Annotated in this window: 10 protein-coding genes; 8 read left to right on the forward strand and 2 right to left on the reverse strand. The window is 71.5% G+C overall.

Going from position 1 to position 13,065, the window contains the following annotated elements; genetic code table 11:
* Positions 1 to 144: 144 nt before the first annotated feature.
* The 8 genes from mnmA (at position 145) to gatA (ending at position 10,589) form a co-directional block, all read left to right on the forward strand.
* Entirely contained in the window at positions 145 to 1,260 is a 1,116-nt protein-coding gene (mnmA, locus tag ACYVD1_RS08100) for a tRNA 2-thiouridine(34) synthase MnmA (protein WP_460745562.1), read from the forward strand.
* A 163-nt stretch (positions 1,261 to 1,423) separates the two neighbouring features.
* Positions 1,424 to 1,990 carry a DedA family protein gene (locus ACYVD1_RS08105; protein WP_460769784.1) on the forward strand — a complete coding sequence of 189 codons (567 nt, stop codon included), beginning with the start codon at positions 1,424 to 1,426 and terminating at the stop codon, positions 1,988 to 1,990.
* Between the two features lie 101 nt (positions 1,991 to 2,091).
* Positions 2,092 to 2,742, forward strand: coding sequence for an HAD family hydrolase (locus ACYVD1_RS08110; protein ID WP_460769786.1), 651 nt, complete (start codon positions 2,092 to 2,094; stop codon positions 2,740 to 2,742).
* A gap of 178 nt (positions 2,743 to 2,920) precedes the next feature.
* Positions 2,921 to 4,030: a methionine synthase gene (locus tag ACYVD1_RS08115; protein ID WP_460769788.1), complete on the forward strand. Its 1,110-nt coding sequence runs from the start codon at positions 2,921 to 2,923 to the stop codon at positions 4,028 to 4,030.
* Positions 4,031 to 4,145: 115 nt separating this feature from the next.
* Positions 4,146 to 6,395, forward strand: coding sequence for an NAD-dependent DNA ligase LigA (ligA, locus tag ACYVD1_RS08120; RefSeq protein WP_460769790.1), 2,250 nt, complete (start codon positions 4,146 to 4,148; stop codon positions 6,393 to 6,395).
* A gap of 233 nt (positions 6,396 to 6,628) precedes the next feature.
* Complete coding sequence (locus ACYVD1_RS08125; protein WP_460769792.1) at positions 6,629 to 8,665, forward strand: putative bifunctional diguanylate cyclase/phosphodiesterase; 2,037 nt, start codon at positions 6,629 to 6,631, stop codon at positions 8,663 to 8,665.
* Positions 8,666 to 8,792: 127 nt separating this feature from the next.
* Positions 8,793 to 9,092: an Asp-tRNA(Asn)/Glu-tRNA(Gln) amidotransferase subunit GatC gene (gene gatC, locus ACYVD1_RS08130; protein WP_460769795.1), complete on the forward strand. Its 300-nt coding sequence runs from the start codon at positions 8,793 to 8,795 to the stop codon at positions 9,090 to 9,092.
* Entirely contained in the window at positions 9,093 to 10,589 is a 1,497-nt protein-coding gene (gene gatA, locus ACYVD1_RS08135) for an Asp-tRNA(Asn)/Glu-tRNA(Gln) amidotransferase subunit GatA (protein WP_460769799.1), read from the forward strand.
* Between the two features lie 67 nt (positions 10,590 to 10,656).
* Here the strand turns inward: gatA and ACYVD1_RS08140 are convergent, their stop codons facing one another.
* The gene (locus ACYVD1_RS08140) at positions 10,657 to 11,478 is read right to left on the reverse strand and encodes an aminoglycoside 6-adenylyltransferase (RefSeq protein WP_460769802.1); all 822 of its coding nucleotides are present in this window, start codon (positions 11,476 to 11,478) and stop codon (positions 10,657 to 10,659) included.
* A 246-nt stretch (positions 11,479 to 11,724) separates the two neighbouring features.
* Entirely contained in the window at positions 11,725 to 12,912 is a 1,188-nt protein-coding gene (locus ACYVD1_RS08145) for a thioester domain-containing protein (RefSeq protein WP_460769806.1), read from the reverse strand.
* Between the last annotated feature and the right edge of the window lie 153 nt (positions 12,913 to 13,065).

Raw genomic sequence — 13,065 nt, forward strand, 5'->3', positions numbered from 1 at the left:
CCCCGCCCGGGCCGCTCCCGGTGTCCCGCCCGGGCCGCTCCCGGTGTCCCGCCCGGTCCGGTCACCGGGTTGTCCCAAAGCACACCGCGGAGCGGACAAACACGTAGCCCGCCCCTCGGAGGGGCGCATAGGCTGGACAGCGTTATGACTTTGCGTGTACTGGCCGCCATGTCCGGCGGGGTCGATTCCGCGGTAGCCGCGGCCCGTGTGGCCGAGGCGGGGTACGACGTCACCGGAGTGCACCTGGCCCTCTCCAAGAACCCGCAGTCCTACCGCACGGGAGCGCGCGGCTGCTGCACCGTCGAGGACTCCCACGACGCCCGCCGAGCCGCGGACGTCATCGGCATCCCCTTCTACGTGTGGGACATGTCCGAGGAGTTCGACCGCGAGGTGGTCCAGGACTTCGTCGCGGAGTACGAGGCGGGCAACACCCCCAACCCGTGCCTGCGCTGCAACGAGAAGATCAAGTTCGAGGCGGTCCTGGACCGCGCGATCGCGCTCGGCTTCGACGCCGTCGTGACCGGGCACCACGTCCGCAAGATCGACAACCGCCTCGTGCGCAGCGTCGACGAGGGCAAGGACCAGTCCTACGTCCTGGGCGTGCTCAACGCCGAGCAGCTGGAGCACGCGATGTTCCCGCTCGGTGACTGCACCAAGGACGAGGTGCGCGCGGAGGCCGACCGGCGCGGGCTCTCCGTGGCGGACAAGCCCGACAGCCACGACATCTGCTTCATCGCCGACGGCGACACCGCCGGGTTCCTCAACAACCGGCTCGGTGAGAAGCCGGGGCCGATCCAGGACGAGGACGGCAACGTCGTGGGCAGCCACAACGGGTCGCACGCGTTCACCATCGGCCAGCGCAAGGGCCTGGGCCTGGGCGGGGCGCCCAACCCGCGCTACGTGCTGTCCATCGAGCCGGTGGAGAACACGGTGACGGTGGGACCGCGCGAGTCGCTGCGGGTGGACGAGATCGTCGGTGTCCGGCCGGTGTGGAGCGGCAGCGAGCCGCTGGCCGAGCCCACCGAGTGCCACGTGCAGCTGCGCGCGCACGGCGAGGTGTACCCGGCAACGGTCGTGCAGCGCGACACCGCCGACGGCCCCGAGCTCCGGGTCCGGCTGGCGGAGCCCGCCAAGGGCGTGGCCGCGGGGCAGGCCGTGGTGGTCTACGACGGCGACTCCGTGCTGGGGTCGGCGACGATCAGCTCCACCGCGCGCAGCGCCGAACCCGCCGAGGCCGGGGCGGAATCGGCCCCGGCCTGATCCGGGTCCGGGGAGCGCGGGTGTTCGGGGACCACGGCCCCCGAGCCCCGGGGGCCGAGCCGGTCAATGTAGGACAGATAACCCTTGTTTTCCGCCACTGGGGCTTGCCGAGGTTAGGTAAGGCAATGCAAAGTTGTGGGGTCAAGGTGTAAGGGGTCGGTCCATGCCGCAGTTCGCGTTCCTCGAGGGGCAGCCCTTCTGGGTGATCTACTTCACCTTGCTCGTGGTGATCCTCCTGCGCGCCCCCGCCACCTACTGGCTCGGCAGGGGACTGGGCGCCGGTGTGGCCCGCAGCCGCGTGGGCCAGCGGCTCGGCCCCAAGCTGGACGCGGCCAAGCAGCGCATCGACCGCTTCGGCGCGCCCGTGGTCACCCTCAGCTTCTTCACCGTGGGCATGCAGACCGCCATCAACTTCGCCGCCGGCGCCGTGCGGATGCGCTTCCCCGTGTACTTCGCCGCCGTGTTCGTCGGCGGCCTGGCCTGGGCCGGCCTGTGGGGAGTGGTCATCTCCGGGGTGGTCGGGGCCTGGCTGGCGCTCTTCCTCAACTCGCCCTGGACAGCGGTCGGGGTCGTGGTGCTCGCGGCGCTGGCCGTCGCCGGCCTCGTCGTGCGCTCCCGCCTGGCCCAGTGCGGCCAGCCCGATTCCGGGGCCCGGCCGCACACCGAGTCCGAGTCGCACTCCGCGGTCCGGTCCGGTCCCGAGTCCGATACCGCTCCCCACCTCCGATGATCTTGCCCCTGTCTCCACCCTCGGCGCGCGGGGGTGGAGATCAGGAGCAAGATCATCCGGGGGAGTCCCGCCCCGGGTGCAGCACCTCTAGCCTGGACGGCATGCGCATCTCTGTTGACGCCGTCCTGTTCGACATCGACGGCACGCTCGTGGACTCCACCGGTGCCGTGGAACGGACCTGGCGCGCGTGGGCCGAGGCCCACGGCACCGACCCGGAGGAGATCCTGAAGGTCTCCCACGGAAGGCGGACCGAGGACACGGTGGCGATGTTCCTGCCCGCGGACCGGGTCGACGAGGCCACGGCCGAGCTCGAGGAGCTCGAACTCGGCGACCTCGACGGTGTGACCGCCCTGCCCGCCACCGCCGGACTCCTCTCCGCGCTGCCCCCCGAGCGGTGGGCCGCCGTCACCTCGGGCCCGCGCAGGCTCATGCAAACCCGCCTGGACGCCGCCGGGCTGCCCGTGCCCGACGTCCTCGTCACCGCGGAGGACGTCACCGTCGGCAAGCCGGACCCCCAGGGATACCTCAAGGCCGCCGCCGCGCTCGGCCACGACCCCGCCCGCTGCCTGATCGTCGAGGACGCCCCGGCCGGGATCCGCGCCGGCCTGGCCGCCGGGGGTCCCGTCCTGGCCGTGGCCACCTCGCACTACCGCGCCGAGCTCGAAGGGCTCGGTGCCACCGGGGTCGTCGACAACCTCACCTTCTGCACGATGGAGACCACCCCCGACGGGCTCATCGTCAGCAGCCCCTGACCGCGAGCAGCCCCCGACCGCCAGCAGCCCCTGGCCAGGTCCACGGGCGAGTAGGCCCCCGGGCGCGGCCTCCGGCCCCGGGGCCGGAGAGATGCGTGCCGGCCGCTGACCCCGCATCCGCCTGGGCGCGTGTCGGCCGCAGCGCCGACCCGCCCCGGTTGCTCTAACCTTGGGCAACGTGAGTGAACAGCAGCCCTACCCCTGGCCCGTAGCGTCCTCAACCGGTGTCGGATCGTGGCCTGAGGAGGATCCGGACGAGGCGATGCGCGTCATCGCCGGTGAACTCCCCGATCTCCCGCACCTGCCCGAGCTCCCCGCACGGGGGGCCGGGGCCGACATGATCGGGCGGACCGGAGGCCTCCTCGTGGACTTCCCGATCGAGGTCCAGCCCACCGGCTGGCGGGTCGTGGACAGCCCGGGGCGCGACCTCGCCCGCGCCGGGAGCTTCCTCTCCTACGACCTCGACGCCCTCACCGAGCACGCACACGACTACGAGGGCACGTTCAAGGTCCAGCTCGCCGGCCCCTGGACCATGGCGGCGTCGGTCGAGCTCCGCAACGGCCAGCGCCTGGTCTCCGACCCCGGTGCCCACCGCGACCTCGCCGAGTCGCACCTGGAGGGCGCCCTCGCCCACCTCGCCGAAGTGCGCAGACGGGTTCCGGGCGCCCGGATCATCGTCCAGGTCGACGAACCCTCGCTGCCCTCCGTCCTGCTCGGATCCCTGCCCACGGCCAGCGGCTTCGGTGTCCTGCCCGCCGTCGACCGGATCCAGGTGGAGGCGGTCCTGCGCACCCTCTTCGCCGCGCTCACGGAGGCCGGGGCTGTGCCCGCCGCGCACTGCTGCGCGCCCGGTGCCCCCGTCGACCTCCTGCGCCGCAGCGGCGCGCGCGCCCTCAGCATGAACGCGCTCCTGTTGGACCGCGCCCACGACACCATGGTGGGCGAAGCCGTGGAAGCGGGCGTCGGGCTCCTCCTCGGGGTCGTCCCGTCCACGGACCCGCCCGCCCCCGCGGCCGGCGGAGAGCGTTCCGGAAGGGCCCGGGGAAACGCCCGGAAGAGCGCCTCCGGCGGGTCCGCTGAGGCCCCCGGAATGTCGGACCCGGCGACTATCGTCGACCCTGTTAGGGACCTGTGGAACCGGCTCGGTTTCAGCCCTGACCTGCTGTCCCGTGCCGTCGTCACCACACCCACCTGCGGGATGGCCGGTGCCTCGCCCCAGCACGCCAGAGCAGCCCTCAAGGCCGCCCGGGACGGTGCCCGGGTCCTCCGCGACGAGCCCCGCAGATAGAGCGGGGGCGCCCGGCCGGGCACCTCCGCAGAGCGGGCACACTCCCGGCGCAGTCCCGTCCACCCAGTAGCCCCCCACCCAGTCCCCCGCGAGTACAACCAGAAAGGCAGGCCGCGTGAGCGCGCCCGACAACACCACCGTCCCCGACGAGGTACGCGCCCGCCACGCCGAGTTGTGTCGTGAGCTGGACGACCACAGCTACCGGTACTACCTGGGCAACCCGATCGTCTCCGACGCCGAGTACGACACCCTCATGGGCGAACTCCGCGACATCGAGGACCGCTTTCCCCTGCTCATCACGCAGGACTCGCCCACACAGAAGGTCGGCGCGCCGATCAGCGTCGACTTCGCCGAGGTCGAGCACCTCGTGCGGATGGAGAGCCTGGGCAACGCCTTCGACGTCGACGAGCTGAACGCCTGGGCCGACCGTGCCTCCGCCGAGGTCCCGGTCGGCCAGTACCTGTGCGAACTCAAGATCGACGGCCTGGCGGTGGACCTGGTCTACGAGCGGGGCCGCCTCATCCGGGCCGCCACCCGCGGCGACGGCCGGGTCGGCGAGGACATCACGCTCAACGTCCGCACCATCGGGGTCGTCCCTGTGCAGCTCGACGAGAGCGTCCGCCCCGCCCCCGAGCTGCTGGAGGTCCGCGGCGAGGTCTTCCTGCCGGTCGAGGACTTCGAGCAGCTCAACGCGCGCATCGCCGACGACGGCAGCCACGCGCCGTTCGCCAACCCGCGCAACGCCGCCGCCGGTTCGCTGCGCCAGAAGGACCCGAGGGTCACCGCGACCCGGCCGCTGTCGATGATCGTGCACGGTGTCGGCGCCTACACCCCGGCGGCCGGCGGCACTGGTGACAGCGGCGGCAGCAGCGGCGACAGCGGAGGCGGGGACGCGGCCTTCACCAGTCAGTCGCAGGCCTACACGCTCCTCGGCGAGTGGGGGCTGCCGCTCAGCGACCGCTACAAGACGGTCACCACCATGGACGAGGTCCGCGAGTACGTCTCGTACTACCAGGCGCACCGCCACGACCCCGCCTACGAGATCGACGGCATCGTCATCAAGGTGGACGACTTCGCCCTGCAGCGCCGCCTGGGTTCGACCAGCCGCGCGCCCCGGTGGGCGATCGCGTACAAGTACCCGCCGGAGGAGGTCACCACCAAGCTCACCGAAATCAAGGTGGGCGTGGGCCGCACCGGCCGCGTCACCCCCTACGGCGTGATGGAGCCGGTCGTGGTGGCCGGTTCGGAGGTCGAGTTCGCCACCCTGCACAACGCCCAGGAGGTCGCCCGCAAGGGTGTGCTCATCGGTGACACCGTCTTCCTGCGCAAGGCGGGCGACGTCATCCCGGAGATCCTCGGGCCGGTACTGGACCGCCGCGACGGCACCGAGCGCGAGTTCGTCATGCCCGAACACTGCCCCGAGTGCGGAACCGGGCTCGGCCAGCAGAAGGAGGGCGACGTCGACCTGCGCTGCCCGAACGCCCGCTCCTGCCCGGGACAGCTGCGCGAGCGCGTCGCCTTCATCGCCGGGCGCAAGGCCCTGGACATCGAGGCGCTCGGCTACGTGGCCGCCACCGCGCTCGTCCAGCCGCTGGAGCCGGCCGAACCGCCGCTGAAGGACGAGGGCGACCTGTTCGACCTCACCGTCGAGCAGCTGCTGCCCATCCGCACCCACGTCCTGGACCCGGACACCACCGAGCCCAAGACCGTCCCCGAGACCGGGGAGCCCAAGGTCGTCTCCTTCTTCGCCAACAAGGAGGGCGAGCCGAAGAAGACGGTCGAGAAGCTGTTCGAGCAGCTGGAGGAGGCCAAGGACAAGCCGCTCTGGCGGGTGCTGGTCTCCCTGTCCATCCGCCACGTCGGCCCGCGCGCCGCCGAGGACCTGGCCCGCCACTTCCGTTCCATGGACGCGATCCGGGACGCGACCGAAGAGGAACTGGCGTCGGTGGACGGGATCGGCCCGACCATCGCCACGTCCATCCGCGAGTGGTTCGCCGTGGACTGGCACAGCGACATCGTCCGAAAGTGGGCCGCCGCGGGTGTCCGTATGGAGGACGAAGGACAGGAGCTCGGTTCGCGGGTTCTGGAGGGCGTCACCGTCGTCGTGACCGGTTCCCTGGAGGGCTTCACGCGCGACGGGGCCAAGGAGGCGATCGCCGAGCGCGGCGGTCGCGCCACCGCCTCGGTGTCCAAGAAGACGGGTTTCGTGGTGGTCGGCGACGCACCCGGATCCAAGTACGACAAGGCCGTGAAGCTCGGTGTCCCCGTCCTTGAAGAGGCAGGATTCCGGGTCCTGCTGGAGGACGGCCCCGATACCGCGTACCACCTCCGGATCAACCCCACGGAGGAGGCTCCGGAAGGGTAGGCTCCGGCGCACACCCTCACCCGGTTGTGCGAAACACGCCGTAGGCGTCCGCCTTTCGGCCGGGATGCGGGCAGGGATCCATGGATCCCTGCCCTTTTTCGCATCCGGAACCTTTCACTGATAGTTCTTGTTAGGCGACACTTGGTGACGAAGCCGCGTAAGATGGGCGGTCATACCCTCGGATATGGACAGATCCATATCCCGGATAACGGTCATGAGCCTCGAGGACACGGATGAAGGACCCCATCGGTACCCGGGACATCGGCCCCCGGGTCGGGACACCGCTCTGGCTCTACATGGGAGCCGCGACGGTGGCCGGAGCGGCCCTGCTCGGGGTCTCCAGCCTCGAACTCGGCCCCGACCAGCTGCTCAGGCTGGCGACGGAACCCCTGATCTGGGTTCTGCTGTGCATGGTGATCCTCGGTGAGCTGAGACCCATCGCCCTGCCCGGCCAAGCACCGGGCAGCGGCGCACCCACCTCACTGCCCTTCACCTTCGCGCTCGTCATCTTCTACGGGCTGCCCGTCGCCGCCCTCATCCAGTGCGTCGCCACCGTCGTCGCCGGGGTCGCCCGCCGCCACGCGACCCACCGCACCGCCTTCAACGCCGCCCAGTACGTCCTCTCCCTGGGCGTCGCCGACGCCATCCTGCGCCTGTCCCTCCCCGGGATCGTCAGCACCCCCTGGGTCCCCGCCGGGGGAGAGCTCGTCGCCGTGGCCCTCGCCGGAACCGGGTCGTTCCTGACCAACCGGATCCTGGTGCTGTGCGCCGTGGCCATGCACGAACGTGCTCCCCTCAGGCAGGTCATGTTCAAGGGCCTGGGCCAGCAGGTCTACGTCACCGGGGTCCTGCTCAGCCTGGCCCCGCTCATCGTCCTCGCGATGACCCACTCCGCGCTGTACGTCCCGCTGTTCGCCTTCCCCCTCGGCGCCCTCTACGCCAGCGCCCAGCTGTCGGTCAACCGCGAACACCAGGCCAACCACGACGAACTCACCGGGCTGGCCAACCGCAAGTTCCTCACCGTCCGGGCCCGCCAGGAGATCGACCAGGCCTGCCAGCGCGGTGCCCGGGTGGGCCTCCTCCTGCTCGACCTGGACCGGTTCAAGGAGGTCAACGACACCCTCGGCCACCCGACCGGCGACCGGCTCCTGGAGACCCTCGCCCGCCGCCTCACCCACAGCGTGCGCCCGGGCGACCTGGTGGCCCGGCTCGGCGGCGACGAGTTCGCGATCCTGCTTCCCCAAGTGCGCGACACCGACTCCGCCCGCGAGGTGGCCCTGCGGCTCAAGGGCGCCCTGTCCGAACCCGTCCGGATGGACGGCATGGACTTCGACCTCCAGGTCAGCACCGGCATCGCCCTGTACCCGGACGACGCACCCGACTTCGAACTCCTCCTGCAACGCGCCGACGTCGCCATGTACGTCGCCAAGGCCGACCGGACCGGCGTGGAGAGCTACGACCCCGGCAAGGACCGCAACTCCACCGCCCGCCTCAGCATGTACAGCGAGCTGCGCCGCGGCCTCGCCGAGGGCGCCCTGGAGATGCACTACCAGCCCAAGGTCGACCTCGCCGGGGGCCGGACCGTCGGGCTGGAGGCGCTCGCCCGCTGGCGCCACCCGATCCGCGGCCTGCTCACCCCGGACGAGTTCATGCCGGTGGTCGAGCACTCCAACCTGTTCCGCGCCTTCACCGGGCAGGTCCTGGACATCTCCCTCGCGCGGGCGTCCCAGTGGCGCTCCGAGGGCCTCACCCTGCCGGTGGCGGTCAACCTCGGCCTGCGCGAACTCCTCGACCCCGACCTGCCCGACGCCGTCGCCGGCGCCCTGCGCGAGCACGGCGTCCCGGCCGACCAGCTGGTCCTGGAGATCAGCGAACGCACCCTCATCACCGACCCCGACGCCGCCACCGAGGCGGTGCAACGCCTGCGCGGACTGGGTGTCGGCCTGGCCCTCGACGACTTCGGCACCGGCCACTTCACCCTCGCCCAGCTGGCCGGGCTGCCCCTGGACGAGGTCAAGATCCACGAGACCTTCACCGCACGCCTGGTCGACGGCACCGACAACGGCCACACCGTGGTGCGCGGCGCGATCGCCCTGGTCCGCGCCCTGGGGATGAAGGCCACCGCCGAGGGGGTGCAGAGCCGGGCCCTCGCCGAGGCGGCCCGCGAGACCGGCTGCCACACCGCCCAGGGCCATTTCTTCTCCCCGCCCATGCACGCCCGCGACGTCTCCGCCTGGGTGTCCGCCCACGACACCGGCACCCCGGTCTGACGGTCCCGCGCGCTCTCCAGCGAAACGGGAAGAAGAGGGTGGCTGGTGGCCGAACGGCACCGGGACCGGCGTCGGGCCAATAGGATTGGGCTGTTCACCCGTCCGCCGAAGAAACGGTTCTCACCTGATGACCGCCATCACCCGCGATGAGGTCGCGCACCTCGCACGGTTGTCGCGGCTGGCGCTCGACGAGAGCGAGCTCGACACGCTCGCCGCCCAGCTCGGTGACATCCTCACCGCCATGGCCACGGTGCAGGAGGTCGCCCAGGGCGACATCCCGCCGAGCTCGCACGCCCTGCCGCTGACCAACGTTTACCGCCCCGACGAGGCCAGGACCGGCCTGACACCCGAGCAGGCCCTGGCCGGTGCCCCCGCGGTGGAGGACCAGCGCTTCCGGGTCCCGCGGATCCTTGGGGAGGAAGAGTAGATGAGCGAGATCATCGGCCTCAGCGCCGCCGGCCTCGGCGCGGCCATCAAGGCGGGTGAGGTCTCTTCGGAGGAGGCCACCAACGCCTACCTCGACCGGATCGAGTCGGTCGACGGCACCATCGGCGCCTTCCTGCACGTGGGCCGCGAGGAAGCGCTCGCCCAGGCCCGCGACGCGGACGCCAAGCGGGCCTCCGGGGCGGAGCAGGGACCGCTCGCGGGTGTGCCGATCGCGCACAAGGACGTGTTCACCACCAAGGACATGCCCACCACCGCGGCCTCCAAGATCCTCGAGGGCTGGCAGCCGCCCTACGACGCCACCGTCACCGCACGCCTGCGCGAGGCCGGCCTGGTCATCCTGGGCAAGACCAACATGGACGAGTTCGCCATGGGCTCGTCCACGGAGAACTCCGCCTACCAGGTCACCCGCAACCCGTGGGACACCGACCGCATCCCCGGCGGCTCCTCCGGCGGCTCCTCCGCGGCCGTGTCCGCGTTCGAGGCGCCGCTGGCCACGGGTACCGACACCGGCGGCTCCATCCGCCAGCCCGCGGCGGTGTGCGGCCTGGTCGGCGCCAAGCCCACCTACGGCGGCTCCTCCCGCTACGGGATGATCGCGTTCGCCTCGTCCCTGGACACCGCGGGCCCGTTCGCGCGCAACGTGCTGGACGCCGCCCTGCTCCACGAGGCCTTCTCCGGCCACGACACGCGCGACTCCACCTCCATCGACGCCCCCGTCCCGCCGGTGGTCGAGGCCGCCCGGAGCGGCGACGTCGACGGCCTGCGCGTCGGGGTGATCGGCCAGCTCGACAGCGACGGCTTCCAGCCGGGTGTCTACCAGCGCTTCCACGAGACCCTGGAGCTCCTGGAGTCCCTGGGCGCCAAGATCGTCGACGTCTCCTGCCCCAGCTTCGAGGCGGCCCTGTCGGCGTACTACCTCATCGCACCCAGCGAGTGCTCCTCCAACCTGGCCCGCTTCGACGCCATGCGCTACGGCCTGCGGGTCGGCGACGACGGCACGCGCAGTGCCGAGGAGGTCATGGCGCTGACCCGCGCGGAGGGCTTCGGAGACGAGGTCAAGCGCCGGATCATGCTGGGCACCTACGCCCTGTCGAGCGGCTACTACGACGCCTACTACGGCAAGGCGCAGCAGGTGCGCACGCTGATCAAGCGCGACTTCGACGCCGCCTTCGAGAACGTGGACGTGATGGTCTCGCCGACCACCCCGACCACCGCGTTCCCCATCGGTGAGCGCTCCGACGACCCGATGGCCATGTACCAGGCCGACCTGTGCACCATCCCGTCCAACCTGGCCGGGAACGCCTCGCTGTCGGTGCCGTGCGGCCTGGCCCCCGAGGACGGCCTGCCGGTCGGCTTCCAGGTGATGGCCCCGGCCCTGTCCGACGACCGCACCTACCGGGTCGCGGCCGCCATCGAGCGGGCCCTGACCGAGCGGGACGGCGCGCTGATCTCCCGCAGCCCGTACGCGGTCGCCTGACCGGCGTACCGGGCAGAACGTGGCCCTCCGGTTCCCGGCCCGGGAACCGGAGGGCCTTCGTGTGCGCTCAGAGGGCGTCGAGGAACAGCCCGATGTCGTCGTGCACGTTCTCGGGGAGGGTGAACCCCCACCGCTCGGCGGCCTCCCAGCACAGGTCGCGGCTCAGCGCCCAGCTGCTCCGTGCCGCCCGGCGCACCTCCTCCGGCTCGACCCGGCCGGTCGTGTCCGCGTAGCGCGCCACGTCCTCCTCGGACAGGTCCGCCTCCAGGGCGCGGCTGGGCGTGAGCCAGTGCGCCGTGGACCCGCGCAGCATCCGCAGCAGCTTGAGCTGGTGCGGAGCGACCATCGCTGCGAGGGCGGCGTGCGCGCGTGCGTACTCGCCCCGGGCCAGGACGTGGCCGACCATGAGCGTCCAGTTGGCGAGTTCCCCGGTGAGCTGTTCGGCGGCGGCAGCGGACTCCGGCGGCACGAAGTCGGAGAGCGGGCGCACGGCCTCGGTGAGGCGGCCGGTGCGGTCCAGCAGCACGGCGGCCTCGGGCTTGGGCAGGTGGACCGTGCCGTACCAGGACGGGATCTCCGGGATCGCCTCACCGGCGGGCTCGAAGTGGAACTCGCCGCGCATGAGGTCCTGGAAGACGACGGCGAGGATGCCGAACAGGTTGGTGTAGGCCAGGCCGACCGGGGCGAGGCGCGAGACGAACTCGCGGCCGTCGAAGTGGGCGGCGTGCTCGTCGGCGACGAACACGTAGGCGTCCAGGTCGGAGAAGCTGTCCGCCTCCCCCTGGGTCCAGGAGCCGTAGAGCAGAACCCCCTCCAACCGGGAATCGGCTTCGGCGACCTTGCGCAGGCGTTCGATGCGCTGGTCCAGGGCGGTGGGGAGTAGGGGCATCGGGGCGGCTCCGGGTAGGTTTCGTGTGTCGTCGCAGGTCCGAGCGTTCGGGCCGGGTCCAGGGTGCCAGACCCGCGGCGGTCCCGCACCCGCTTTCCGAGGGGCAACCGGGGGCTGGGGAGCGGACCTGGGGGCGCCGGACCTGAGAGTGCGGGGGCAGGGAGCGCCGGGGCCGGACGGCGCGGAGGGCCCGTCCCCAAGCGGAGCGGGCCCTCCGGGCGTTACGGTACTTCGGCTCGCCGGGTGCTACCCGGTGGCGTCGGTCCCCGCGGCCTCCGACTTCCGGCGGCGGCTCAGGTAGACGGCGGCGCCACCGCCGATGATCGCGACCGCGGCGGCGGCGACCAGCGCGATCACCGCGTTGCCGGTGAGCGCCAGTCCGCGCTCGTCGGCAACGGCTGCCTCGTCGGCCACCGGTGACGGGCTCGGGTCCTCGGTGGGTGTCACCTCGGGCGGGGTGCCGCCCGCCTCGTCCCACGCCACCGTGAAGACCTCGGAGACCGGAATCTCGCTGTCCTGGGCGGTGATGAGAGTCTGGGTGGGTTCGTCGTCGTCCTCACCCTTGAACAGGCGGCCGGTCTCCACGTCGGCGTACGACTCCAGGAGAACCGTGGCCTCATCCGCCTCGGCGTCGTCCGGGACGGAGACGGCCACGGTGTCGCCGCTGGTGACCTCGTCGACGGCCTCGCCGCTTTCCGCGTCGACCAGTTCCACACCGTCCGGGCCGTTGAGCTCGACCGGGATGGATTCGGCACTGGTCTCGACGGTGAACTCGCCGATGTCCTCTCCGGCCAGCCCGGACTCCTCGCCGGAGGACACGGTGAGCGCGGAGCCGGGCTCGTTGGGCAGGTCCTCGGCGCTGTCGATCAGATGGTTGTACAGGTGGGTGACGTTGCCCGCGTTGACGTTGTCGTCGAGGTCCGGGCTCTGGTCGACCCGCTCGAGGTCGATGCCGTTGCTGTAGTGCCAGATCGCCGCCTGGGTGGCGGTGAGCGCCTCGGATTCGCTGAGGCGGGCCATTTCGGCGTCGGACTCGAGGGTCTCGACGTCGACCACGGGATAGGAGTTCTGCAGGATCCAGTGGACCTTGCCCGGTTCGGCGAAGTCGCCCTGGCCCGGGTAGCTCTCCCACAGGTCCTCGCGGTACCAGGCGTCCTCGATGAGCCCCGTCCGGACGTCGATGCAGTAGGTGGTGAGCGTCTGGTCGCTGTCTTCCAGGTGGACGTTGAACGTGGCCGTGGTGGAGAGGGGCTCGCCTTCCATGGTCACGGAGTGTCCGTGTTCGGCGACGCCGGTGTACTGGCCGCGGACGGTCCCTTGGTAGGGCGCTGGGTCCGCGGAGGCGGCGGTGGCCGGTCCGAGCACGAGCAGAGCGGAGGTTGCTACGGCGAGGGTCATGCGCCCCGGGGGGTGGGGGAGGGACAAGTGCGTCACGGTCTCTTCCTGAGGTGTGCTACCCGGTGGCGGCGGGAAACCGGCGTGGACGGTGCGCCACTAATGCGGGAATGCCCTATATGAGCGTCGTGTCGTACCGCTGAGGTTTTCACGGCGGGTAGGCACAGTACAACGGAAGTTTTGTTTCTGGCC

It is taken from the genome of Nocardiopsis nanhaiensis, assembly GCF_054778635.1.

Bases quoted from the DNA above. Each gene is read 5' to 3' on its own strand.
- mnmA (WP_460745562.1), top strand. From the start codon at position 145: ATGACTTTGCGTGTACTGGCCGCCATGTCCGGCGGGGTCGATTCCGCG.
- ACYVD1_RS08105 (WP_460769784.1), top strand. From the start codon at position 1,424: ATGCCGCAGTTCGCGTTCCTCGAGGGGCAGCCCTTCTGGGTGATCTAC.
- ACYVD1_RS08110 (WP_460769786.1), top strand. From the start codon at position 2,092: ATGCGCATCTCTGTTGACGCCGTCCTGTTCGACATCGACGGCACGCTC.
- ACYVD1_RS08125 (WP_460769792.1), top strand. From the start codon at position 6,629: ATGAAGGACCCCATCGGTACCCGGGACATCGGCCCCCGGGTCGGGACA.
- gatC (WP_460769795.1), top strand. From the start codon at position 8,793: ATGACCGCCATCACCCGCGATGAGGTCGCGCACCTCGCACGGTTGTCG.
- gatA (WP_460769799.1), top strand. From the start codon at position 9,093: ATGAGCGAGATCATCGGCCTCAGCGCCGCCGGCCTCGGCGCGGCCATC.
- ACYVD1_RS08140 (WP_460769802.1), bottom strand. From the start codon at position 11,478: ATGCCCCTACTCCCCACCGCCCTGGACCAGCGCATCGAACGCCTGCGC.